The organism is Pseudarthrobacter chlorophenolicus A6, assembly GCF_000022025.1.
GTDB lineage: Bacteria > Actinomycetota > Actinomycetes > Actinomycetales > Micrococcaceae > Arthrobacter > Arthrobacter chlorophenolicus.
Genome location: NC_011886.1, coordinates 3,291,453 through 3,314,952 on the forward strand (window position 1 = coordinate 3,291,453; position 23,500 = coordinate 3,314,952).

21 protein-coding genes are annotated in these 23,500 nt (G+C 59.9%); 12 read left to right on the forward strand and 9 right to left on the reverse strand.

Features of this window, described 5'->3' with window-relative positions; translation table 11 throughout:
* Positions 1 to 48 precede the first annotated feature (48 nt).
* The 11 genes from ACHL_RS24205 to ACHL_RS14840 all read left to right on the forward strand — a co-directional run bounded on the left by ACHL_RS24205 (position 49) and on the right by ACHL_RS14840 (position 12,983).
* The gene (locus ACHL_RS24205) at positions 49 to 957 is read left to right on the forward strand and encodes a glycosyltransferase family protein (RefSeq protein ID WP_015938099.1); all 909 of its coding nucleotides are present in this window, start codon (positions 49 to 51) and stop codon (positions 955 to 957) included.
* A 27-nt stretch (positions 958 to 984) separates the two neighbouring features.
* Entirely contained in the window at positions 985 to 2,088 is a 1,104-nt protein-coding gene (locus ACHL_RS14820; protein WP_015938100.1) for a polysaccharide pyruvyl transferase family protein, read from the forward strand.
* A 185-nt stretch (positions 2,089 to 2,273) separates the two neighbouring features.
* Positions 2,274 to 3,314, forward strand: coding sequence for a Coenzyme F420 hydrogenase/dehydrogenase, beta subunit C-terminal domain (locus ACHL_RS24945; RefSeq protein ID WP_407681032.1), 1,041 nt, complete (start codon positions 2,274 to 2,276; stop codon positions 3,312 to 3,314).
* Between the two features lie 580 nt (positions 3,315 to 3,894).
* Complete coding sequence (locus tag ACHL_RS24950; protein ID WP_244266573.1) at positions 3,895 to 4,233, forward strand: LbetaH domain-containing protein; 339 nt, start codon at positions 3,895 to 3,897, stop codon at positions 4,231 to 4,233.
* Positions 4,230 to 5,513 (forward strand): oligosaccharide flippase family protein, encoded by a 1,284-nt coding sequence (locus ACHL_RS23835; RefSeq protein WP_139187408.1) that lies wholly within the window; start codon positions 4,230 to 4,232, stop codon positions 5,511 to 5,513. The genes ACHL_RS24950 and ACHL_RS23835 overlap by 4 nt, the downstream gene beginning before the upstream one ends.
* 38 nt (positions 5,514 to 5,551) lie before the next feature.
* Positions 5,552 to 6,535, forward strand: coding sequence for a glycosyltransferase (locus ACHL_RS14825; protein WP_167534776.1), 984 nt, complete (start codon positions 5,552 to 5,554; stop codon positions 6,533 to 6,535).
* A 145-nt stretch (positions 6,536 to 6,680) separates the two neighbouring features.
* Positions 6,681 to 8,108: a polysaccharide biosynthesis tyrosine autokinase gene (locus tag ACHL_RS14830; RefSeq protein WP_139187405.1), complete on the forward strand. Its 1,428-nt coding sequence runs from the start codon at positions 6,681 to 6,683 to the stop codon at positions 8,106 to 8,108.
* Positions 8,109 to 8,268: 160 nt separating this feature from the next.
* Entirely contained in the window at positions 8,269 to 9,705 is a 1,437-nt protein-coding gene (locus ACHL_RS23840; RefSeq protein WP_015938106.1) for a sugar transferase, read from the forward strand.
* Between the two features lie 174 nt (positions 9,706 to 9,879).
* Positions 9,880 to 11,670, forward strand: coding sequence for a DUF4012 domain-containing protein (locus tag ACHL_RS23845; RefSeq protein WP_015938107.1), 1,791 nt, complete (start codon positions 9,880 to 9,882; stop codon positions 11,668 to 11,670).
* 167 nt (positions 11,671 to 11,837) lie between these two features.
* Complete coding sequence (locus tag ACHL_RS14835; RefSeq protein ID WP_015938108.1) at positions 11,838 to 12,425, forward strand: LPXTG cell wall anchor domain-containing protein; 588 nt, start codon at positions 11,838 to 11,840, stop codon at positions 12,423 to 12,425.
* A 93-nt stretch (positions 12,426 to 12,518) separates the two neighbouring features.
* Positions 12,519 to 12,983: a VanZ family protein gene (locus ACHL_RS14840; protein ID WP_015938109.1), complete on the forward strand. Its 465-nt coding sequence runs from the start codon at positions 12,519 to 12,521 to the stop codon at positions 12,981 to 12,983.
* Positions 12,984 to 12,996: 13 nt separating this feature from the next.
* On the opposite strand, the gene galU is transcribed toward ACHL_RS14840, so the two are convergent.
* The 3 genes from galU to ACHL_RS14855 form a co-directional block, all read right to left on the reverse strand.
* Entirely contained in the window at positions 12,997 to 13,887 is an 891-nt protein-coding gene (galU, locus tag ACHL_RS14845) for a UTP--glucose-1-phosphate uridylyltransferase GalU (RefSeq protein WP_015938110.1), read from the reverse strand.
* A gap of 73 nt (positions 13,888 to 13,960) precedes the next feature.
* Positions 13,961 to 14,866: a nucleotidyltransferase family protein gene (locus tag ACHL_RS14850; protein WP_015938111.1), complete on the reverse strand. Its 906-nt coding sequence runs from the start codon at positions 14,864 to 14,866 to the stop codon at positions 13,961 to 13,963.
* A gap of 7 nt (positions 14,867 to 14,873) precedes the next feature.
* A complete protein-coding gene (locus tag ACHL_RS14855) occupies positions 14,874 to 16,439 on the reverse strand; it encodes a polysaccharide biosynthesis tyrosine autokinase (protein WP_015938112.1) in 1,566 nt (521 codons plus the stop codon).
* A 458-nt stretch (positions 16,440 to 16,897) separates the two neighbouring features.
* Here ACHL_RS14855 and ACHL_RS14860 point away from each other — a divergent pair, with 458 nt between their 5' ends.
* Complete coding sequence (locus ACHL_RS14860; RefSeq protein WP_015938113.1) at positions 16,898 to 18,145, forward strand: glycoside hydrolase family 26 protein; 1,248 nt, start codon at positions 16,898 to 16,900, stop codon at positions 18,143 to 18,145.
* 62 nt (positions 18,146 to 18,207) lie between these two features.
* On the opposite strand, the gene ACHL_RS24210 is transcribed toward ACHL_RS14860, so the two are convergent.
* The 6 genes from ACHL_RS24210 to paaC form a co-directional block, all read right to left on the reverse strand.
* On the reverse strand, positions 18,208 to 18,357 hold the full coding sequence (locus ACHL_RS24210) for an LPXTG cell wall anchor domain-containing protein (protein ID WP_139187403.1): 150 nt from the start codon (positions 18,355 to 18,357) through the stop codon (positions 18,208 to 18,210).
* 14 nt (positions 18,358 to 18,371) lie between these two features.
* On the reverse strand, positions 18,372 to 19,559 hold the full coding sequence (locus ACHL_RS14865; protein ID WP_015938115.1) for a glycosyltransferase: 1,188 nt from the start codon (positions 19,557 to 19,559) through the stop codon (positions 18,372 to 18,374).
* Between the two features lie 268 nt (positions 19,560 to 19,827).
* A complete protein-coding gene (locus tag ACHL_RS14870) occupies positions 19,828 to 20,610 on the reverse strand; it encodes an enoyl-CoA hydratase/isomerase family protein (protein ID WP_015938116.1) in 783 nt (260 codons plus the stop codon).
* A gap of 176 nt (positions 20,611 to 20,786) precedes the next feature.
* Entirely contained in the window at positions 20,787 to 22,028 is a 1,242-nt protein-coding gene (gene paaE / locus ACHL_RS14875) for a 1,2-phenylacetyl-CoA epoxidase subunit PaaE (protein WP_015938117.1), read from the reverse strand.
* Between the two features lie 10 nt (positions 22,029 to 22,038).
* Positions 22,039 to 22,569: a 1,2-phenylacetyl-CoA epoxidase subunit PaaD gene (gene paaD, locus ACHL_RS14880; RefSeq protein ID WP_015938118.1), complete on the reverse strand. Its 531-nt coding sequence runs from the start codon at positions 22,567 to 22,569 to the stop codon at positions 22,039 to 22,041.
* Positions 22,566 to 23,495 (reverse strand): 1,2-phenylacetyl-CoA epoxidase subunit PaaC, encoded by a 930-nt coding sequence (gene paaC / locus ACHL_RS14885; protein WP_015938119.1) that lies wholly within the window; start codon positions 23,493 to 23,495, stop codon positions 22,566 to 22,568. The genes paaD and paaC overlap by 4 nt, the downstream gene beginning before the upstream one ends.
* Positions 23,496 to 23,500 lie beyond the last annotated feature (5 nt).

Below are 23,500 nucleotides of genomic sequence, written 5' to 3' on the forward strand. Positions count from 1 at the left end.
TTGCAATCATGCCCGAACGGCATCGCCGCGAAAAGGGTAAAGTGGACAATGCCCCAATTTGACTCTGAGAGAACACTCACGGCTGTCATTGTTGCATTTCGCAATGATCTAAGAGAAGTATCGAGTCTCGCCCGAACACTAGTTGAAGCCGGTGAGGCGTCTGGGTTCAAAACAGACGCTCTCATCGTACTCAATGATGAGGGTGCCTCCACAGAGCTCGCCGAGCACAGGGTTATCCAGGGGCATGGAAATGTTGGTTTCGCCCGTGGCGTTCAACTAGGTGTACTGGCGTCTTCTTCGCAATTCGTCGCCATAGTCAACCCAGACATTGAGCCGAACTTAGTTCAATTCACTAGATTGTTTGCTGGCACGCAATCAGGACGAATTATATCTACGCCCCTTCTTACCGACGAAACCGGCCGAGTTCAGTTTGAGTCTTATGAAGATTGGGTATTTACAGTTGGTCGCCAATTGTCCGCTCGGTTCTGCAAGCGGTTTATACTTCACACCAGTAAAACAAACCTAGGTGCTTTTACAAAAATCTGTGGGGCGTTTATTGTGCTCGAACGCCGCATAGCGTGCGAACTCGAAGGACCGTTTGACGCCGACTTCTTCTTATACGGGGAAGACCGAGACCTTAGTCGGAGGGCGAGAAAGCTTGGCATCCGCCTTGAGTTGCGTCGCGATGTTCGCGTCGTTCATGTTGGGGGCGTCAGCGGAACTTCAGCTGCTGAACTTGTTATGCGGGCGAAGGCTGATAGCGCACTCAGAATTGCCCACCGGAAATATGGGCGGCTTGGGGTCGTTGCGGTATCAGCCGACCTACTGGTGGAAGCAGTATTAAAGGCGCGCAGGGCTGGGTGGAGTGCTTTCTCGGCGCGTTTATGGGCCGTGAAGCGGTGGATCGCCCAGCCAGGAGTGCCGGCCGCCCTCAGTTCGTCGGTACTCACGACATAGTTTTTCACTCGGAAATAGGGGAATATCGTGACCAAAAAAGTCTTAGTACTTTGGGCCGACAATCAATCTGCCAATCTGGGCGTAAGAGTGCTCGCCCAGGGCATGGCGGAGGTTGCACGCAGGGCATGGGGGCATTCGAGTAAAATCGACTATCAAGACTTTGGGCCAGGAGATTCGGGCGTTTCTTTTGGTACTCGTTCTATCATCCGCGATTTTGGCCGGCGTAGAGGTCCAATTAAGGACCACCTGAGGCAATATGATGCCATCCTCCACACCGGGGCCGGCGATAGCTTTGCGGATATATACGGCTTCAAGAGATTGTCGTTCATGGTTTATACACACTTTGTTGCCCGCCGATTGAACATTCCCATATTTATGGGACCACAAACCATAGGGCCATTCACCACTTCCATAGGACGCTTCTTAGCCAAGCGAATGCTGCGGGAAGCACGCGTCGTAATTACTCGAGACACGGCCAGCGCAAACTATGCCGCTATGTTGGGCCGTGCTGTGGACGCGAGAGCTACGGATGTTGTTTTCGCTTTACCCTCCGTGCAGACAGAAAAATGCCGTGACATAGTCTTAAATGTGTCGGGCCTACTTTGGTTTGGAAACGAACACGTAAATTCTGAAGACTACAAAAGCTCAATTCGGAAGCTCATTGCACTCCTTGAATCAGAGGGGAGGACGGTTTCTTTACTTGCACACGTTGTTAACGATCCTAGTGTTGTTGACGATGCCGCAGCGATCCGGCAATTGGTGACTAGCGATGACCTTGTGAACGAAGTTCTGATACCAGACTCCCTTGGTCAAGTACGGGAGTACGTTAGCTCTGCCCAACTTGTCATCGGCTCCAGGATGCACGCGTGCTTGAATGCTCTCTCGGTTGGCACTCCGGCCATCCCATGGGCCTACTCCCGCAAGTTTGCTCCACTGCTAGCCGACATCGGCTGGGACATCTCGGTGGATCTGAAGGAGGCGCGCGATCCTGCAGGCACCACGTTGGCCTTGCTCAGAGCAATCACCGACGAACAGTGGAGCCAGAAGGTGCAGACCGTACTATCGCAGACAACCGAACGCCTCGAGTTAGCAGTAGAGGCACTTCAACCGAATTTACAAGAGGCCGCATGAGCAGCAAAGACTTACGCACCGCCGTCGACAAAGTTGTACGGAACGGCAACTGCACGGGCTGTGGCGGTTGTGCCCTACTTGCTTCGAACATCGAAATGGAACTTGACTCCGACGGTTTCATGCGTCCGGTTTTCCGTAAGGATTTCGTTGATTCGAGTCCAGACATGACTCGGGTCTTCGAAAGAATGTGCCCTGGAATATCCGTGACCGAAAGAACCGATCCCACGCTTTCTCACCATCCGACGTTTGGAAAGTACTTCTCTTCCTGGGAAGGTCGGGCAATCGACGAAACCGTGCGAAGAACAGGTAGCAGCGCCGGAGTTCTAACGGCCCTGTCTGCTTGGCTCATTGACTCCGATAAGACCGGACGAGTCATCGGCAGCGCTCGGGATGCGGTGAGACCTACTCGCACCGTTCCGGTTTCGATAACCTCGCGCGAGGATGCCCTTCGCTCAGCGGGCTCCAGATACGCACCCGTAGCTAACCTCCCTCTGCTTAAGACCGACGGGGCCGACAACGCGTTTGTCGGTAAACCCTGTGAGGCTTCCGCGGCCAAGCAACTCTTCGATATGGCAGGTGTGTCCGACGAATCAAGGCCTATCGTTCTATCGTTTTTCTGCGCCGGGACACCAAGCCAAAATGCTACGGAAGGCCTCATTCGTAAACTGGGCGTGGAAGAGGAGAGCGTTGGCACTTTGGACTATCGCGGAAACGGGTGGCCAGGGGACTTCCGTATCGGGCTCGTTGACGGAACTGATCGCGAAATGTCCTACCAGGAGTCTTGGGGCGGTCATCTGGGCCGCAACCTTCAATGGCGGTGCAAGTTATGCGTTGACGGGACAGGTGGACATGCTGATATCGCGGTCGGCGATTATTGGCACGCTGATGCAAAAGGGTTCCCGGTCTTCACAGATGCCGAAGGAACCTCTGTCGTCATAGCTCGGACGCGTCGCGGGGAAGAACTCCTACAAGAAGCGGCTGCTGCCGGAATTGTTAGCCTGAGTCCACTTGACCTACGAAAAGTTGCGGCAATTCAGCCCCTTCAGGTCACTAGGAAGAACACCCTATTAGCCCGCCTCATCGGACGCCGGCTGGGAGGAAAAGCTGTGCCCCGCTACCGAGGATACAAATTGGGCCGTTTGGCGTTAAGCGACATGCCGAACTCTGCGAAGTCCCTTCTCGGAACCTATCGTCGAACCATTCGGCGGATGGGACCGAATCGGTGAGTGAACTTACCGAGCCAAGATCGGAGGGAGTTAGTAACAAAGCTGGTTGGAGTCAACCACTTGCATCTAAGGCCACTACAGACAGTCCAATGGCTGATTTCACTGCCGCGGCCGCGGCAAAGAGTCTTCCAGCAAGTGTATTTTTCGCTAGCAGGCTGGCGCCTGTGACGCGATTGGCTCGCATCCAGCTTGTACGCCAGTTCAATTCTCTCCGTCCCGCCAGCTGCCGCTCGACGTTCCAGCACACAGGTTCAGAGATTCGGAGTAGAAAGCCAGCAGTTAAGCAAAGATGAAAATGCGCCATTCTCTAGTAGGTAAGCTTCTTACTCGCCACTACGCACGCATGCCCTTCAAGTCTTCACTGCTTAGGTTTTGCACGAGGATTGAAGGTGGCCAACTCTATTCCTTAACTCTTCGCACCATACTTCAACAGCGCCACGGCGTTCAGGTCGGCCGGTACTCATATGGTTCTCTTCTTACACCTGGTATGGCTGATGCGAATACTTTTATCGGAAACTACGTTTCAATCGGCCCGAACGTGCGTAGATTTGGCGCCGCTCATCCTACCCAAAATCTCGTGATGCACCCATTCTGGTACAACCCCAAACTGGGACTCGTTTCTAAAACGTCTGATGTGGCGAGAGGCTCCTGCCACATCGGCGATGACGTTTGGATCGGAGCAAACACCGTTCTCCTTCCGGGATGTAAGCGCGTCGGACATGGCGCCGTTGTTGGAGCAGGCTCGATTGTGACGAAGGACGTCCCCGACTTCGCTGTTGTCGTAGGAAGCCCCGCTCGCCAAATTTCATTGCGACTAACTGAAAACGAACGAAGGCAACTTCTCGAATTGAATCCGTGGTCGCAGGACCCCATAACGGCATCGAGGATCCTTGCAAGCATTAGGGCAGAACAGGCGTGAATTGGATCCGAAAACTGCTTCAACTTCTAAGACGCGATTCTCCCTCACTCTTAGTATTCGGGAGGCTAGGAGCTTCGGCCCTTGCCTTGATCAGTGCCCCCATAGTCGCCCGCGCTATTGGGCCCGAAGGGCGAGGCGACACTGCGGCCGCGATCGCTCTCTTTTACATAACGCCAATTCTATTGGCTATAGGTATTCCGATGGAGGTGCGGCGCCTTTCCGCTACATCAGACGCCAAACGAGTTCTAAGGGCTGCAAGAATTCTTTGTATCCTGGCACTTCCTTTGAGCATAGCCGCGGCTATCGTTTTCGGACAGACCATTTTTCTAGAGCTCGATCCCACTACGCGGATGGTGGCCATCATCGGAGTGAGCCTAAGCCCTCTTATGATGAGTTGGAGCTGCGATGTCAGCGTCTTGGTCGCGCATGAGCGGTACCGGGGTGTTATGGTCATGCAGCTGGCTCAACCCGGAATTTACGTCATCATAGTTATCGCACTATCTCTTCTCAGGATTGCCTCTCCGGCAACGGTTCTCATTGCAAGCCTTTGCGGAACAACGACGACATTCATAGTTGGCGTTTATTTAACTCGAACGTCCGTCTTGGGTCCGCATGTACCGCTTGCATCGCTAATGAAGAATGCAGTCCGATTCGCCGGTAGTTCGATCGCAGAGGCGGCATCTAGCCGCTTAGACCAGGTTCTGGTTCTTCCTCTAATCGGCTCGTTCCAGGCGGGCATCTACTCGGTTGCTGTCACGGTGGCAGCGGTCCCACTCAGCTTTGGCCAAGCACTTGGTGCGTCGTTCTTCCGTCCAATTGCAAGGGCAGAGGGGATCAACCGAAGGGATCTGCAGGCAGCAGCACTGCGGTCAGCATCAGCGCTCGCCCTTATGAGCATTCCCCTAATGGCAATAGCAATCTATTTCGGGTTGCCGGTACTGTTCGGTGAGGAATATGCATCTTCAGTGCCCATTGCCTTTGTCAGTCTCTTGGGGACAGCTGGAATGATGACCGCTTATGTTTGCTCGATGGCTTTAGGAGCAGCGGGTAGGGGGACTGTGATGTCAGTTGCCCAGATATCTTCGCTCATTCTCGGCATAGCATTGCTTTACGTTCTTGGTCCAATTTATGGCGCCGTCGGCGCTGCGGTGGCGTCGTCAATAAGCTACTTTACACTTCTCGTCATTTTAGTATGCGCCCTTCGGATTCCATTCGAGCTGGTCATTCCCCGAAGGCATGACTTTGCCGACTCGATTCGTCGGTTATTTAGTGGCCGTTAAATGCTGCACGCAACTTTGTTATTGTCGTTCGACAAGTCTTGGAGGCCAAAAATATCATGATAAGAACTGAGAAGGTTCTTTCAGTCAGCTGGGTCGATCATCACCGGCGAAGCGCCGAGCTTGCTGGTGCTCTTGGCGTCGAACCGACGTTCGTCCGCAGCAATGCACGCTTTCTTCCCGTTAGATACTTCCGACAGTGGATTGCCACTTGGCGGCTTCTAGCAACGGATGCCGACGCGGTTCTCGTCATGCAGCCCCCGGTTTTGTCTCTAGCTTGCGCTTATCTCCACACAAATCGGCGGACGACTCTCATCGGCGATTTGCACACCGGAACTTTTCGAGACCCGCGGTGGAAATGGGCCGCACCATTGGTGCTGGCAATGTTGCGCAAGCGCGGCTTCGCAGTTGTGCCCAACGAAGCATTGGCCGAGTTGTGCCGCAGTTCCGACGTCCCGGTTGTCGTCAGCCACGGTTACCTAACAGAATTTGACTTCGCCAAGGTCAGTGAGGCGCCCACTATGGTTCGCGACGGACTTTCGTTCGTCCTGGTACCACTCGCATTTGCTTACGACGAACCTATTGACGAAATTCTTGAAGCAGCAAGGATTACACCCCAGCTGACGTGGGTCCTCACCGGTAAAGCGCCACAATCAGTGGCAGCTTCTGCACCCAAGAACTTGATCCTAACTGGTTTCGTTTCCAAGGAAGAGTACAGCGGGCTCCGTGCGAACGCTTCTGTTGTCTTGGCTGCGACCACTGCTGAGGACACTATGCAATCGGCCGGCTACGAGGCCCTGGCAGCCGGCACCCCCCTTGTAACCACGCCGACCAAGGTTCTCAGAGAGTACTTTGGCGATGCCGCGCTTTACGCCGCTCCGAAGGCCGACTCAATTGCCGAGCAGGTCAGCCATGCATTCATGAACCTACCGTACTTGGCTAACCGCATGGAAGGACTTCGCAAAATGCGAATCGCGGAACAAGACGAAGCGATCGCACAAATAAAAAGCAGAATAAGGGAATGATCACCGTAGGCGCGCGACCGCGGACGATCCGCATTGACATTTCACTCACCTCCGAGGTGATCATCGAGTCAATCGTCGCCGGCAACGGTAGGATAGGACCGCTTCGTCGTGCACACCCATGCGCGCCACTAGAAAGGCATCAATTTTGGAGTTAAGCGACTACCTTCGCATACTGCGTCGCAACTGGATGATTCTGGTGGCCTGCACGATTTTAGGGTTGCTGGTCGCAGCTGCTGCGTCTCTTGCCATCAAGCCTACTTACACGGCCCAAACGCGTTTGTTCGTCGCCATTCAGAGCACCGGCACTGCAGCGGACCTTCAACAGGGCAACAATTTCAGTCAATCCCGCGTTCAGTCTTACGTAGAGACGGTTGGCACACCGATTGTCCTTCAACCGGTGATCGACAGCTTGGGTCTGACCGTTTCTCCTGCCGAACTGAGCAAGAATATTCAGGCTTCCGCGGACTTGAAGACTGTACTGGTCTCCATTACTGCTTCAGATTCATCTCCCGTCCAGGCCGCCGCGATAGCACAGGCAACTGCAAATAGCCTTGTGGACGTGATAAACACTCTAGAAGGTGCAACGGAAGGCAAGCCCTCTCCTGTGAAGCTGTCGGTGGTAACACCTGCCAGCGCTCCCCCTCTGCCATCGGCCCCGAACACACGGCTAAATATTGCAATGGGGCTGATTTTGGGGCTGATCGTAGGTCTCGTGACAACCGCACTACGGGCCTTAATGGACACAAGGGTTCGTGGAGAGTCTGACATTCGGCGCGTTACCCAGGCTCCAATTTTGGGCGGTATCTCGTTCGACAGCGATGCTAAGAGAAAGCCGTTGTTGACCCAGGTATTGGCTCACAGCCCGCGAGCAGAGTCTTTCCGGCAGATCAGAACGAACCTGCAATTCGCTCATGTCAGCCACGAATCGAAAGCTATCCTAATTACCTCCTCGCTGCCTGGCGAAGGAAAGACAACTACTGCAACGAATTTGGCAATAGCTCTGGCTCAGGCGGGTCAGTCGGTTGTCTTGGTAGACGCCGATCTGCGCCGACCCCGGGTGGATGACTACTTGGGATTGGACCGCAACGCTGGGCTAACTACTGCCCTCATTGGGGCAGCCCCTCTTGGAGATTTGGTACAACGTTGGGGCGACGATGATCTTTTTGTGCTCACGTCCGGCCAAATCCCGCCGAATCCAAGTGAGCTTCTCGGTTCTGCGTCAATGAAGGAATTGATTAGGTCGTTGGAGGACACTTTCGACGCGGTGATCATTGATGCTCCGCCACTGCTGCCGGTGACTGATGCAGCAGTACTCTCGCAGCAGGTGGGTGGAGTCGTTCTCGTGGTAGGGTCCTCGCGCGTCAAGTCGAGTGACTTACAGAAGTCAATCGCGGCACTGGAGATGGTGGACGCCGATGTCCTGGGCGTGGTGATGAACCTCTTGCCAAATAAGGGACCCGATGCCTACGCGTACACGTATTACGCGTACGAGGATACCGGCGGCAGAAAGACGTCGTACGCCTCGCCCGAACGCTCAGCTATGCGTTTTCCAAGCAGCGTCGAGAACGAGTAAAGACTGAGTTCACTCGGCAAACCCTCCAGCTGAACAGATGGAATTGGAACGTGTTGGGCCCCCTCACGGCATTTGCCCGTTTGGGTGCAGCCGCCCTAGCAATAGCGGCTATAAATGCTCTAGCTGAGTCAAATATCGAAGTATTAGAATTGGGGGCCTTGTGCGAGGGAAGGATGATTGGCGCGGACGTACGTCACGACTTCTTGGGACTGTAGATGCTTTAGTAATAGCTTGGGCGGTTGTCGGCGCTTACATAGTGCGATTCGGCGTGGAGCCAGGCTTTGTCGTTGAAGGTCAAGAGATCAGCTACGTATGGCTCTCGGCGCTGTTGGGGGCGACTTGGTGGTTAATGTTGGGTGCATGGAGCAGCCGGCAGAGCCGCATCCTGGGAGCTGGACCGGACGAGTATAAGCGCGTCGCCGCCGCCTCACTTTGGCTATTTGGTCTCCTCGCTATCGTCTCTTATGCATTGCGGATCGACACTGCCCGTGGCTACGTCGGCATCGCCTTACCTGTCGGCCTCGGAGGTCTTCTGTTGGCGCGTTGGCTACTTCGGCAGCATCTGAATGTGGACCGCCAGAAGGGACGGAGCATGTCTCGGCTCCTATTGCTGGGTGGCCCAGGAGCCATAGCACACCTCGCATCCTCATTAAATGGGGCGAAGCACGCGGGATACTTACCAGTTGCGGCCTACTCACCAGGATTGCACGAAAGTCTCAAGATCGAACCGGATTCTGGTCTCCAAATATTGGGACAGCAAACGAGCGCCTCAGCCATTCTGGACGCTATTGACGCCTGCAAGGCGGATGCCGTTGCTGTTTCCGCAGGAGTCCAACTCCACCCTCAGACTCTTCGTCATTTGGGATGGGAACTCGCGGCCCGGAATGTAAGTCTTATCATGGCGCCAGCCCTTACAGACATCGCTGGTCCAAGAATTCACACGCAACAAGTTGCCGGGCTCCCACTCATGCATGTGACAACCCCGACGCTAGAAGGTGGACAACAGGTCGCCAAGCGGTTGTTTGATCTCCTAGTTTCTGGTCTATTAATCATCGCGTTTTCTCCCCTAATGCTTGTTCTGGCTCTTATCGTAAAGTTGGACAGTCCGGGGCCTATTCTCTTTCGACAAGAAAGGGTGGGAATCGAAGGATTGCCTTTTCGAATGCTGAAATTCCGTTCAATGGTAGTCGACGCCGAAGAAAGGTTGCAGAGCCTCATAGACCAGAATGAAGGAAACGGCCTCCTATTTAAAATGAAGGATGACCCGCGGATCACGCGAACAGGTAGGGCCCTCCGCAAATTTAGCCTCGATGAACTACCTCAGTTGTTCAACATCTTCGCTGGATCCATGAGCTTGGTGGGGCCCCGCCCTCCTCTGCCAAGTGAAGTTGAGGCATACGAACATGATGTTCGTCGTAGGCTTCTTGTTAAACCTGGCTTGACTGGCCTCTGGCAGGTCAGTGGACGCTCAAATTTGTCTTGGCAAGATTCAGTTCGATTAGACCTTTATTACGTAGAGAACTGGTCACTTGCTGGAGATCTGCTTATTTTACTCCGAACAGTGAGGGCTGTCTTTCAAAGTTCCGGCGCTTACTGAAGCCCCTTGCCTTAAATCCATTTGAGGAAAAATGAGACTTGAATTTAGAAGTTCGAATGAACGTGAATTACATGGCGGCTTTTGCCCAGGCGTGATTCGAGCTAGAGCGTGATTGGTGAACAAATTGACGCGCAGTCGAATAGTCGCAATGAGCGCCTCAGAAGAAGGAGGCGAGTGTGGAAACTTTCTGTTGCGATTCTAGTAGCCGCAGTCATCTGCTTGCTCTCTTTAGCAGCATGGTTGGCCTACAGGGCCTCGACGGTTAAGGCCGAGCTACAGGGCGTAGTCGATCTAGTTCCAAAGCTGAAGGCCGACCTGGTGGCCAATGAACCCGATCAAGCCGCCGCAACGACCTCGTCGATGCGTGAAAAGACGCAATTGGCGCGTTCGGCCGTCTCCGACCCCATGTGGACGCTTGCCTCAACCGTTCCCTGGGTCGGGCCCAACTTCAGTGCTGTCGGCGAAATGGCACGCACTGCCGACGACGTAGTCGGACTAGGCCTCGAACCAATCGTGGGACTAGCAACGACTCTGAATTGGGACAGGCTGGTTCCTAGCAGTGCAGGGGCGGACTTAGCCGCTCTTGAATCTGTTTCCCCGACCGCAACTAACGCCGCCTACGCAGTACAAACTTCAGCTGAGAGGCTGAAGGCTATAGATGCAAGCCGGCTCCTCCCCGAAATATCAGAACCTTTAGTGGCTTCTCGGGCTGAGTTGAGTTCCATCACCGGCGCACTCACGGCGTCGGCCGACGCGGCACGGCTTCTTCCAGAGATGCTTGGTTCCCAGGAAACACGGCACTACCTGCTAATGATTCAGAACAACGCAGAAGCGCGAGCGTCGGGAGGTATTCCGGGTGCGTTGGCTGCTCTTACCATCGAGAAGGGGAAGCTCTCACTTGGCGCCCAGAGTAGTGCTGGAGATCTGGGCATCATGGCGCCGGTCCTGCCTGTAAATCCGCAACAAGAACAGATTTTTTCCACGCGCTTGGGCAAATATATGCAGGACGTCAACCTGACCCCGGACTTCCCTACAGCCGCATCCACAGCACAACGCATGTGGGAACGAAAGACTGGCCAACGCGTCGACGGTGTGCTATCCGTTGATCCCGTAGTCCTAAGCTACATTCTGCGGGCCACAGGACCTGTATCGGTTACAGGACCCGAACTCCAACAAGTGAAGGCATTAGGACTGCCCGTACAGCTCACAGGCAACAACGTCGTCCAAACGCTCCTTTCCGACGTCTATGCAAAGATCGAGCAACCTAAACTGCAGGATGCGTACTTCGCAGGTGTAGCCAGAGAGATCTTCTCCGCGCTCTCCAACGGAAAAGCGGAAGCTAAGGGATTAGTCAGCGGATTAAGCCAAGGCGCACAGGAAGGGCGGGTACTTGTTTGGTCGTCGAAATCGAAGGAACAGTCGATCATAGAGAGGTATCAAGTAGGCGGATCTGTAACAGGTCCAAGCGTTCCGCCTGCGCAATTCGGCGTCTACTTCAACGATGGTACAGGCGCAAAAATGGATTACTACGTGAAACGCAGCGTGCAACTCGTCAAACAATGCGAGAAAGATGGGTACGAGCACACGCTCGTGCGTGTGGTCAGTACAAACACTGCTCCCGCCAATGCGGCCACTTCACTCCCCGCTTACGTGACAGGAGACGGCAATTTCGGAGTTCCGGCGGGCTCCGTTCAAACGAATGTATTGGTTTACGGTCCTGCGCAGGCAATGATTGAGACGACGGACCTGGACGGTCAGCGTGTCCCGTTCGCCTCGCACTTTCACGCAACTCGCCCCGTGGGCATATACGCAGTCACACTGGCCCCCGGTGAAAGTAAAATCCTAGAGTTCAGTTTCGGAAGAATCGTCCAGCACATGGAACCCAACGTAGTAGTAACTCCGTCGGTTCAACCCATCCAAGATGTCATCCTCCCTACAGAGAGCACCGCTTGTAGCCAGCAGTGAGACGAGTCGTTAATACTTTGTAAACCGAGTAGATTGAGATTGCTCGCAACGTGAGCCAATGATAGATTCTTCTCGGGATATCTATCCGTAGTTCTGCACAGGTCTCGTGCAGGGGGGCCTTCCCCAAGATCGGGTATCAAAACTTAAACGTCTCCGGGGGGACACACATGAAGAAAACACTCGCAACACTCGCACTTGCTGGTTCGATCGCTCTTGTCGGAGCAGCTCCCTCAATGGCCACCACCTACCCTGCCCTGCCGCCGCAGGCCGCCGTTTCTGACGGTAGTGTCGCGCCAGGCGAAACCTTCACCTTCACAGGCCAAGGCTTCCTTGCAGGGGAAACCGTGACCATCACAGTTACGCTCGTCACTGGCGGCGCCACGAACGCAGGTGGCACCGCAGTTTCGGCTAAGATCCCCGTCTTCCAGGCACCGCAGACGCTCACCGCAACTGCTGACGCCCAAGGCAAGATTTCCGTTCCGCTGGCTCTCAACGAGGCCGGTACTTACTCCATCACGGCAACTGGTAACACCTCTGGCGTCACGGTTGGACCCGTCACGGTGACGGTTGCTGCTTCATTGGCTAACACCGGCGGCGCTCCGCTGGCCAACACGGGCGCCGGTGCAGGCCTCGCGAACACCGGTGCTGACTCCGGCCTGGTCCTCTGGACCCTGGTTGGTGCAGGCGCACTGGCAGCCGGTGCAACCTCCGTCGTGGTGGTCCGCCGCCGCGCCAAGGCTGAAGCCGCTGCCTAAGGGCAGTTAGCTATAGCACCAAAGAAGGTGGGTGGTCTCCTGAACGGAGACCACCCACCTTCTGCGTTAATGCATGTGGTATCAAGTAGAACTATGGGAACGTGGCGCGTGAAGCATCTACGCAACCGGCGATTCTGGCAGACCATTCTCGCCGCCATGCTGATCCCCCTCGCGCTCATCGCGTTCTGGCCAACCCCGGTCGACCGCCCGGTCCAGGGACTTCTCGCCGACACTCTGAGCTTCCTTCACCGCCATGGAATCCCCGGCTGGTTCAACTACCAGTTTGTGGAAACCACCGCCAATGTCATGCTGTTCGTCCCGGTCGGGTTCGTCAGCGCGCTCTCATTTCCGGAAAAACGCTGGTGGCAAATCACAGCCCTCGGTTTGCTCGTATCCGGCTGCATAGAACTAGGCCAGCTCCTGTTCCTCCACGACCGCTTCGCCAGCCGACTGGACCTGGCGACAAACACCGCGGGGGCCGCGGCAGGGGCATGGCTGGCCTTCCTTGCGATTAAGCGACTGGAGGCCCGCCACCTTGCGGCAGCGGACCTCCAGTAGGGCGGGTTTGGTGTTAGTTAACGAAACCCTTGAGCCAGGTCTTCAGATCCTCGCCGAACTCCACCCGCTCAGACGCAATGGTAATAACGGCCTTCAGGTAGCTGAGCTTGTCACCGGTATCAAAGCGGCGGCCCTTGAACACCACGCCATACACGCCGGAGCCTTCGCCTTCGCCAGCGGCCAGGGTCTGCAGCGCATCAGTCAGCTGAATTTCGTTGCCACGCCCCGGCGCGGTGTTCTCAAGGATTCCGAATACGGCCGGGTGCAGGACATAGCGGCCAATGACGGCCAGGTTGGAGGGCGCGTCGGCAGCAGCCGGCTTCTCCACCAGGCTGTTGACGCGGACGTAGTCTTCGCCCTCAACTCTAGAGATGTCCGCACAGCCATAGGCGCTGATCTGCGACGGATCCACCTCGATTAGGGCGATCACCGAACCGCCGGTCTTCTGCTGGACATCGATCATGGTGCTCAGCAGGTCTTCAGCTTCATCAATGAGGTCGTCACCGAGCAGCACGGCAAAGGGCTCGTTCCCTACGTGCTGCTTACCGCAGAGCACCGCATGGCCAAGCCCTTTGGCTTCGCCCTGGCGGACGTAGTGGATGGGACCGAGCTCGGACGCAGCCTGGATGGACTGCAGCCGGTCCTTGTCACCTTTCTGTTCCAGCAGGCGCTCCAAGCCGGGTGCACGGTCGAAGTGGTCCTCAAGGGCGCGCTTGCTGCGGCCCGTGATCATCAGGACGTCGTTAAGGCCGGATTTGATGGCCTCTTCGACGACGTACTGGATGGCCGGGCGGTCAACCACCGGCAACATTTCCTTCGGCATTGCCTTGGTGGCGGGCAGGAAGCGAGTTCCCAATCCGGCAGCAGGAATGACGGCTTTAGTTACGGCTCTCCCCATAGTCATAGCTGAACTTTATAAATTCTCTGCCGCTAATGACAATTGAAGCCTCAAGGTTTCGACTAGCTCAACCACCGAGTCAACCGCTGTAGCGGTTCAAGTCCCGTGCGATTTTCGGAAGGGCGCGTGAAAAACGGCCCCACCGGGCAGCGTTCTGAACTAGGACTCCCTTCAGCGACATGTTTGCATGAACGTCTCGACTGAGGAGAACCTGCCTCCCCGGAAAAACAGCCCTCAAAAGCATCAAGGGTTTTTCTTGCCACGGTGCCTGAACAAGGGCAATGATGCGTGCGCTACCCGGTTCCTGTGCCAACAGGCGGTTGCGCCATTCAGTGGATACCTCCGGCCATACGGGGACCAAAGATGCCGGAATGAGGTCTCCTAGAAACGGGCGCGTGGCCGCCAAACTGCCGGTGGATTCCGACAGCTCTAAGATTGCGGACGCCAGCGCTTCCTCACGGGTCAGTGCAGTGAGGAAATCAAGATCCTCCCGGCAGGGCGGCAGGTCAGGCGAACGTAGCGCATGCAGGGCCAGGATCAGAATGGCCAGCGGCTTGGATGGAACGCGGATGTCCTGGCCGGCCAGGGCGAGTTGCTCGGTGTTGGCCCACATCGTCTCGAAGCAATCAGAAGCCGGAGCTTCCATGCCGGGGAAGCGGAAATGGACATCGATGCAGCATGGCCACTCCGGGTGGTCCACCGTTACGGAGTGTTTGGGAAACGTCTTGCTGTCAGGATCAACCGGACGCTTCCGCCACCCCCTTCCCTGCAGCGCCGCCACCACTGCGTCCAGGTCCTGAGGTGACACAAACACATCCACATCGCCTGAAGTCTTTGGCTTGCGCAGCCCTTGGAGGACGCTGGCGGGCCCTTTGATGAAGAAGGCCCTGATGCCCAGCTCGGCAGCCACGCGGGCCACGAGGGCATGCCCCAGAAGCACGCCCTCATCAACGCTCAGTTCGGCATTGTCATTCGGGTTGCTCATGGAACACCTAGACCCTCGCCCGGCGTCCGCTGAGCGCCGCTTCCAAGGTCCCGTCCGTTGCCTCATCCTGGAAAGCAACGAGCGGCGGTGTAGAAGTGCCAGCCGCATCGTCCGGTGCTGCAGTGTACGTCCCGTAGTAGGAGTACGAGCCGGCTCCGCGGGTGGGGACGTAGTTCAGCACCGCTCCCAGGACACGCCCCTTCACCTTGTCCAGGTTGCCCAGCGACTGGGCCAGCTGGTCCTGGGTGGTCTTGCCGGTCCGGATCACCACGATGGCGCCATCCGCAACCGGCGACAGGACGGCTGCATCGGTTACCGGCAGCAGCGGCGGCGCGTCAATGAGCACCGTCGCATTCTGGGCCAGGGCGGTGAGCATGTTCTTCATGGCCCGCGAACCCAACAGCTCGCTGGGGTTGGGCGGGATACGGCCCGAACCCAGCACCGACAGGTTGGGCAGCGCGCTCCACGGCTGCAGTCCGTCCTCCAGCTCGGCTGTACCCGCGAGGACGTCGGTGACGCCGGCTCCGGGGACCAGGTTGAACACATCCACCAGTGTGGGGCGGCGGAGGTCGCCGTCCACTACCACCACCTTCTCGCCGGCGGCGGCCATGGTGACCGCCAGGTTGGCCGTAACGGTGGATTTACCTTCCGACTGCACAGAACTGGTGACCACGATGATCCGCGGCGGCTGGTCCACGTCCAGGAAGCTGAGGTTGGTCCGCAGTTCGCGGAGCGCTTCTGCCATCGCTCCCCCACCGCCGTGGGCATTGGCAGACATGCCCGCATCCAGGACCGTGCTCCGGGCATCCAGACGGTGGTCCACCGGCAGCGTGCCAATCACCGGAACCCCGAACAGCTGTTCAATCTCGGCGGCATCGCGGATGCGCCGGTCCAGGTACCGGCGGATCACCGCATACGCCACGCCGAGAGCAAGGCCCACCAGCGCACCCAGGGCGAGGTTCAGCTTGGTGTTGGGCGACGTGGGGCTCGCGGGGAGCACCGCCTTGCCCAACGGCAGCACACGGACCGCCGTGGCTGTGGCACCCGCGGGCGTGCCGGCGTCGGACGCTGCATCGCTGCCTGCCTCGGCGGGCGGCGCCGTCTCAATGGCCTCCACCCGGGCTGCGAGTCCGTTGACCCAGGCATCGGCCACGCGCTGGGCCGTGGCCGGGTCCGTGGATTCTGCGGTGACCCGGATCTCCGCGGTGTCCAGCGGCACCTTCACACTGATGCTGCCAAGCAGCGCGTCCGCAGTGGTGTTCAACTGGAGGGCCGCGATGACCCGGTCCGCCACCAGCCTGGACTTCGCCACGGATTCGTAGTTTTTGACCTTGGCCTTTGCCAGGCTGTCGTCGGCGAGGGCGAGGCTCACATTGTCCGAGCCGGGCGTCACCACAATCCCGATGGAATGGGACGCATAGACCTTCGGCTGCAGGATGGTCCATCCCATGGCTGCCATAGTGGCGAGCAACGTGAGGCTGACGATCCCTTTCCAGTAGGTCCGGAGCACCTGAAGGTTGTCCCTGAGATCCAGGCCATCCGACGCCTCTGCAGGAGCTGCCGGAGTGCTCACTGCTGTCCTAGCTAACGTAGATTCGTGCAACCGGCTGGGACGCCAAGACTTGAGACAACGAATTGAGCCGCACAGCTGGACCCCCCGAACCCGCAACGCCCCGCACGTCAGCGCCAAGGGCGGCGGCAGCAGCGCCGTCGTACTCCTGGAATCTTCAGGCCACCAGAGGCGGACCGGGACAGCAGGATCCAGAACGCCGGGTTCCGCATGGCCGGACCGCGCAGAGGGCCACCATCCTCTGAGCGGCTCCTCCCTGCGTTGATATTGATGGATGGGCAAAAAGAGTCACTTTTGGATCGAAAGGCCGACTTTTCGCAGCATTAGCCGAGTTTTTCCGCAGGATTCGCTCAAGGCCAGCTCAATGCCAGCGCAAGGCCTTTACGATCATCCGTGTGCCGCCCGGCGCAGGTGACCGGCAGCCAGCGTGGCTGCCATGACGATTCTGGGGATCGATCGCCATGTACAAAACGCTTAAGACATTCCTCTCGGCAGTGGCCGCAGCCCTCGGCCTGGCCCTCGCCCTGACAGTGGTGCAGCCCGCCGCAGCGCAGGCCGCCGCCGGCCAGATTTCGCTGAGCCCCACCACCGGACCCGCCGGATCCGCCATCACGGTGACAGGCAGCGGATTCAAAGCCTCCACCAACGGAACCGTGATCATCGGATCCGCAACCTTCCCCCTGAAGACCACAGCCACGGGCACGTTCAGTGCCCCTGCCACCATCCCGGCGGCCGCCACGGGCAAGATCACGGTGACCGCCAAAACTTCGTCGGTGCAGGCCTCGGCGGTGTTCACCGTGGCAGTACCCACTACGACGACGGCCCCGGCCCCGGCGCCCACGGTCAGCACCGCACGGCTCCAGTTCGGTACCGCCACCAACGGCGGGCCGCTCGCCAGTGCGGAACTCGATGAGGTTGCTGCCCTGGCCGGCGAAGCACCGTCCAGCGTGCTGTTCTACAAGGACTTCCTCCAGCCCGCCCCCATCACCGAGATGAACGCCGTCCGCTCCCGCGGCGCCGTGCCGCTGGTGACCTGGGAGCCCTGGGCCTGGGGCGGCGGCGTGAACCAGCCCGCGTACAGCCTGGACCGGATCGCCGCCGGCGACTTCGACGCCCACATCGCCCAGTGGGGGCAGGCCCTCGCGGCCTGGGGCTACCCGGTCCAGCTGCGGTTCGCCCACGAAATGAACGGCGATTGGTACCCCTGGGCCGAAAGCGTCAACGGCAACCAGCCCGGCGACTACGTCCAGGCCTGGCGGCACGTCCACGACGTGGTCGAAGCCCAGGGAGCCAGCAACGTGTCCTGGGTGTGGAGCCCCAACGTCCCCTACTGGGGTTCCACCGATCTCGCCGGCCTCTACCCGGGCGCCGGTTACGTGGATGTGGTTGCTCTGGATGGCTACAACTGGGGCACGTCCGCGTCCTGGAGCGGGTGGATCTCTCCGCAGGACCTGTTCGCGCCGGGCATCGCCCAGCTGCGGGCCCTGGCCCCCGGCACGCCCATCCTCATTGCCGAAACGGCGTCCAGCGAAGCCGGCGGCGACAAAGCGGCCTGGAACACACAGCTGATCTCCTACCTCGCCGCGCAGCCGGACGTCATGGGGTTCGTGTGGTTCCACATCCAGAAGGAAGCTGACTGGAGGATCAACAGCAGCGCCGCCTCCGCCACGGCGTTCAAGAACGCGCTGCTGGCGCGCCGCACTTCCTGACGGGTTGCCCGCGAACGCCGCCGGCCCGGCCGATACTTTCGGCCGGGCCGGCGGGGTATTCATCAGGGCCTGGTTTTGGGGTTCTTGCGCAGCAACGCCAGGACTGCCACACCGATGAGCATGACGCCCAGGGCGGTGAGCAGCGACGAGCCAACGTTCAGGCCTGTGTAGGCCAGGGCGGCTGCTCCGGTGGCGGGAACTGCGGTAGACATTCCATACATGGTTACTAGATATCCTCTGCTGTGTATTGGGCTTCCCAACGGTCGATTCGCCGCCGGGTGATCTTGGTTTTCAGGACCGCGCACCAGGAGGCAAGGAACCAGCCCGAGCGCAGCCACATGAACAGTTCCTGGGGGAAGAAGGTGGCTGCCATCAGCACGTCCTTCCAGTCCCGGTGCGGGATCCGCAGGGCGCGCTTGATGTCCAGCGCCACGAAGAGCACGGGCACCAGCCACCAGAACAGGATGAACTTGAAGACGCCCAGCGCGAGCGAGAGCACCATCACGGCGATCCACAGGGCCTTCAGGAACACGCCCAGCAGGCCCATGCCCTGCTGGGCCCAGTCGCGCAGGGTGAGCCGGTTGATGCCGAGGTCCAGCAGGTCCTCCACGGTGCCCACCTGCCACTTCATCCGCTGGCCCCACAGCGCCTTGATGGTCTTCATCGAGTCGGTGTAGGCGCGGACGTCCGGGGAGACCTGGCAGATGTAGCCCAGCTCCCGGATGCGGTAGGTCAGTTCGAAGTCCTCCACCTGCGAGGTGTACACCCAAGGGCCTTCACGGTCATCACGGGCGGCGATCTCCCGCAGCACCGCGTTGTTGATGGCGCAGCCGGTGCCCGCGAGAACGCTCGTTTCCCGGCGGCGGAGCGCGGTGTCCGTCCAGGTGGCGAACTCGGCTTTCTGCAGCCGGCTCAGGAAGCCGGGGTCCTGCATGGTGAATTTCGACGACGACCCGCCCAGCCGTGCCGAGCGTCGCCCGGCGAACTCCCGCTCCCAGGCCTCGAGGGCGTTGGGTGGGAGCACCGTGTCCGCGTCCAGGCAGACCACCACGTCGGCCTCGTACGCGTATTCTGCCCACGCCCGGTTCAGGGCCTCCGACTTGCGGTGCTCCAGCCGGGGCAGCTCCATCACGGTGACCGGGTACTTCCGGGCCTCCCGCGCGGTGCCGTCGGTGCACCCGTTGGGGATGACCACCACCAGGTCTGCCGGACGGGACTGATGCATCAGGCCGTCCAGGGTGGCGCCGATGGAACTTGCCTCGTTGTAGGCGGGCACCAGGACCACCACCCGCAGGATTCCGTTGTTCGCGGGGGCGGCGGGCTGGTGGCTCGGAGCCAGGGGGGTTTCCGCAGCGGCGTTGATGCCGGCGGAACCGAAAGTGTCTGTTGGGGCTGGGAGCAGGGTGGACTGCATGGAGGTCTCCTCGAATGTTGTGAGGCCCCCCATTGGGCCGCACAGTCATTCTTCAAAAGACCTCTCAGTTTTCGCCCCGCCATTCAGTCAAGGTTTAACCAAGGTCTCCTCTGTTTCTTGAACTTTCAATAAGGGTCTGACCTGCGGAAACGTACTTTGGTGCGGTTCTGTGGTCCGAGTCACCCTTCATTCTGACCTTGAGGCGGGCACAGAAAAGGCCCCGAGGAAAAACCCGCGGGGCCGATCTTTTCAGCTGTTGACGTTACGGTCACCGTCCGGTGAACTTGGGCTCCCGCTTTTCCTGGAACGCAGTGAAACCCTCGGCATAGTCGTCGGTCTTGCAGAGCCGCGCCTGCTCCGCGTTCTCCTCCTGCATGGACGCCCACAGGCCCAGCCGCTGGTCGCGGATGTGCGCCACCAGCTCCTTGGATGCCACAAACGCACCCGTGGCTCCGGAGGCCACCTTCTCCACGATCGCCCGGGTAGAGTCCAGCAGTTCGGCGGCAGGCATGGCGCGGCTGAACATCCCCTGCGCCACCGCCTCGGCACCTGAGATCAGGTCCGCGGTGTAGATCAGGTCCAGCGTCCGGTGCATGCCCAGCCGCTCGGTGAAGTACCAGTGCCCGCCCGAATCCAGGGTGGCGCCCAGCTTGGCGAACGGCGAACCGAACTTCGCGTTCTCCGCTACATACACCACGTCCGTGGCTAGCAGCAGTCCCAGCCCCACGCCGAGGCAAGCACCCTGGGCAGCGGCAAACGTGGGGGCCGGGAAGGCGGCCATCTTCTTCAGCAGCGGCTCCACCAGCCCGCCCAGGTACGCGGCGGCGTCGTCACTCTCCGGCGTCACGCCCGCAATGTCCCGGCCCGCGCAGAAGGCCCGGCCCTCTCCCCTCAGCAGCAGCGCCCGCACCTCACCGCGTGAGGCGGCGGCAGCAGCGTCGTCGTACGCCTGGGTTAAATCCCGCAGCGCCTGCTCGTCCAGCGAGTTCAGCTTGTGCGGCGCGTCCAGCACCACCTCGGCGATGCCGTTGCTGATGGAAAGGGAAATCATGGGGCCTCTTTCTTTGATTTCGACAAGCTCGGGTTTCGACAGGCTCAACCACCGGTTTCGACGGGCTCGGGTTTCGACAGGCTCAACCACCGGTTTCGACGGGCTCGGTTTCGACAGGCTCGGTTTCGACAGGCTCAATCACCGACGGGCTCGGGTTTCGACGGGCTCAACCACCGCTACACGTCGAAGTCGACGGTGACTTCCTTGCTGGTGGGGTGGCTCTGGCAGGTGAGCACGTAGCCCTTGTCCAGCTCATCCTGTTCCAGCGCGTAGTTCTCGTCCATGGTCACGGTGCCGGTGACCACCTTGGCCCGGCACGTGCCGCACACTCCCCCGGCGCACGCGAACGGCACATCCGGCCGCACCCGCAGCGCAGCGTTCAGGATGGACTCACGGGCGTGGGTGGGGCTGGCCACGTCGCCCTGCAGGCCGTCCAGCTTGAACGTGATCTTGTACGTCTCCTGGGACTCGTCCACGATGACGGGACGGCCCGCGTGCCCCTCCGGGCGGTCCGGCTTGCCGGAGGTGAACAGCTCGAACCGGACGTTCTCCGGCTGCACGCCGCGCTCGGCCAGGGTGTCCCGGCACAGCTGCACCAGCTCGAACGGCCCGCACAGGAACCACTCGTCCACATCGTCCGCGTGGATGGCGGTGCCCAGCAGCTGCTGCAGCTTCTCGGCGTCGATCCTGCCCGAAAGCAGCGGCGCGATCCGCTGCTCGCGGCTCAGCACGTGGTGCAGGGCCAGCCGCTGCGGGTACTTGTCCTTCAGGTCCGCCAGCTCCTCCAGGAACATCACGTCCATGGCGGCCTTGTTGGCGTAGATCAGGTCGAACCGGCACTCCGGGTTGGCGGCCAGCAGCGTCCGGGCGATCGCGATCACCGGGGTGATGCCGGAGCCGGCCGCGATGGCCACGAAGCTCGCCTCACCGCTGGCGGCCACGTCCCCCGCCAGCGCCTCCGGGTTGTTCATGGAGTTCATCCGGTTCTGCTCCACGGCCTTGCCGTCCCGGCCGTGCTTGGAGATGAACGCGCCCATGGGGCTCATCACGTCCAGCGTGTCCCCGGCCTTCAGCTCGGCGTTGGCCCAGGTGGAGAACAGTCCGCCCAGGTCCTTCTTCACCGCCACCCGGATCTCGCTGCTGCCATCCTCGAAGCTGCGCGGTTCGGCGCAGATGGAGTAGCTGCGGCGGATTTCCCTCGGCTCGCCGGTCTCGTCCGGCAGCGAGGTGCGCAGCGCCACGTACTGGCCGGGCAGGTAGTCGAACTGGCCGGCGAGCTCCGCGGGCACGTGGAAGGAGACCTCGATGGCGTCCTCGGTGAGCCGGCGCACCTCCTTCACGGCGAGCGTGTGGAAGGACGGACGACGGCGGCCGGTGGCCTGCGCCTCCTCGGCGGCGGCCTGGCGGACAACAGTCATGGGGAGTTCCTTAGAGGACTTTGAAGTAGTCGAACGGTTCCTTGCAGTCCTGGCACACATACAGCGCCTTGCAGGACGTGGACCCGAAGCGGGTGAGTTCCTTGGTGTTCAGGCTGGCGCACTGCGGGCACTTCACGGCCAGCTGCAGCCGGATGGGGCCGGCGTGCCTCGCTGCGTTGGACATGCCCGACGGCGGGGCGATGCCATACTCCTGCAGCTTCGCCTTGCCTGCCTCCGTCATCCAGTCCGTGGTCCACGCCGGGGCGAGCACCAGGTCCACGGTGACGTCCGCGATGCCCTCTTTGGCGAACGCCGTGATGACATCGTCGCGGATGGCATCCATGGCCGGGCAGCCCGAGTACGTGGGCGTGATGGTGACGGTGACCTGGCCATTCTGGATGTCCACGTTCCGCAGGATGCCCAGGTCCTCGATGGTGAGCACGGGGATCTCCGGGTCACACACAGTGGCGGCAATGTCCCACGCCGTCTGCCGCGGGGTGCGGGTCCGGGATTCGAAGTCCGAGATGTACACGGCTGTCACCAGCTCGCACCGGGATGCTCGCGCGCCAGCACCTGCATCTCGGCCAGCAGGTAGCCCAGGTGCTCCGAGTGCCGGCCCTCGCGGCCGCCGCCCGGGGCCGCCGGAACGTCCGGCACCTCCAGTTCGGCTTCCTCCAGGACTTCGCCGGTAAGGCGGTCAAAGTCTTCTTTCAGGCTGGAAGGCGCGACGGCGGCGCCCGCCTCGGCGAGCCTGGCCGTCAGGTCGTCGTCGCGGAACAGTTCGGCAACGTACGGCCACATGGTGCGGAGGCCGTGGATCATCCGTTTTCTTGATTCGTCGGTTCCGCCGGCCAAGCGCAGGATCCACTGGGCGCTGTGGTCACGGTGGTAATCCACTTCCTTCACGGCCTTGGCGGCGATGGCGGCCAGGGTGGCGTCCGTGGATTCGGTGAGGCGGCGGTAGAGCTCGTACTGGTAGTAGCTCACCACGAACTGCCGGGCGATGGTGGCCGCAAAGTCTCCGTTGGGCTGCTCGAACAGCTGGACGCTGCGGAACTCGTGCTCGCGTCGGAAGTAGGCGAGATCGTCCTCGGACTTGGGCGTGCCGTCGTCGTTGGTCATGGCGGCGCCGGCGTAGGTGAGGAAGCTGCGGGCGTGGCCCAGCTGGTCCAGGGCGATGTTGCCCAGGGCGATGTCCTCCTCCAGCTCCGGTGCCCGGGAGATCCAGTGGCCCAGGCGCTGCGCGAGGATCAGGGCGTCATCGCCCAGGCGCAGGGCGTACTCCGCAACTTCTTCGGTGGGCTTGGCTAGGCCGGTCCGTACCTCGAGGGCGATGTCCTCCGGGCGGAGGGCGTTGCCGGGGGTGATGCGGGTGGCCGAGGCGTTCGAGTCGCCGCCTCCCACGGGCGCGGCCATGCCGGTGGAGATGTCGCCGTGGCCTTCTGAGTGTGTGGTCCCGGTGTTCATTTGGG

Coding starts and splice junctions, on each gene's coding strand:
- ACHL_RS24205 (WP_015938099.1), top strand. CDS start 49: ATGCCCCAATTTGACTCTGAGAGAACACTCACGGCTGTCATTGTTGCA.
- ACHL_RS24945 (WP_407681032.1), top strand. CDS start 2,274: ATGTGCCCTGGAATATCCGTGACCGAAAGAACCGATCCCACGCTTTCT.
- ACHL_RS24950 (WP_244266573.1), top strand. CDS start 3,895: ATGCACCCATTCTGGTACAACCCCAAACTGGGACTCGTTTCTAAAACG.
- ACHL_RS14835 (WP_015938108.1), top strand. CDS start 11,838: ATGAAGAAAACACTCGCAACACTCGCACTTGCTGGTTCGATCGCTCTT.
- ACHL_RS14840 (WP_015938109.1), top strand. CDS start 12,519: ATGGGAACGTGGCGCGTGAAGCATCTACGCAACCGGCGATTCTGGCAG.
- galU (WP_015938110.1), bottom strand. CDS start 13,887: ATGACTATGGGGAGAGCCGTAACTAAAGCCGTCATTCCTGCTGCCGGA.
- ACHL_RS14850 (WP_015938111.1), bottom strand. CDS start 14,866: ATGAGCAACCCGAATGACAATGCCGAACTGAGCGTTGATGAGGGCGTG.
- ACHL_RS14860 (WP_015938113.1), top strand. CDS start 16,898: ATGTACAAAACGCTTAAGACATTCCTCTCGGCAGTGGCCGCAGCCCTC.
- ACHL_RS24210 (WP_139187403.1), bottom strand. CDS start 18,357: ATGTCTACCGCAGTTCCCGCCACCGGAGCAGCCGCCCTGGCCTACACA.
- ACHL_RS14865 (WP_015938115.1), bottom strand. CDS start 19,559: ATGCAGTCCACCCTGCTCCCAGCCCCAACAGACACTTTCGGTTCCGCC.
- ACHL_RS14870 (WP_015938116.1), bottom strand. CDS start 20,610: ATGATTTCCCTTTCCATCAGCAACGGCATCGCCGAGGTGGTGCTGGAC.
- paaE (WP_015938117.1), bottom strand. CDS start 22,028: ATGACTGTTGTCCGCCAGGCCGCCGCCGAGGAGGCGCAGGCCACCGGC.
- paaC (WP_015938119.1), bottom strand. CDS start 23,495: ATGAACACCGGGACCACACACTCAGAAGGCCACGGCGACATCTCCACC.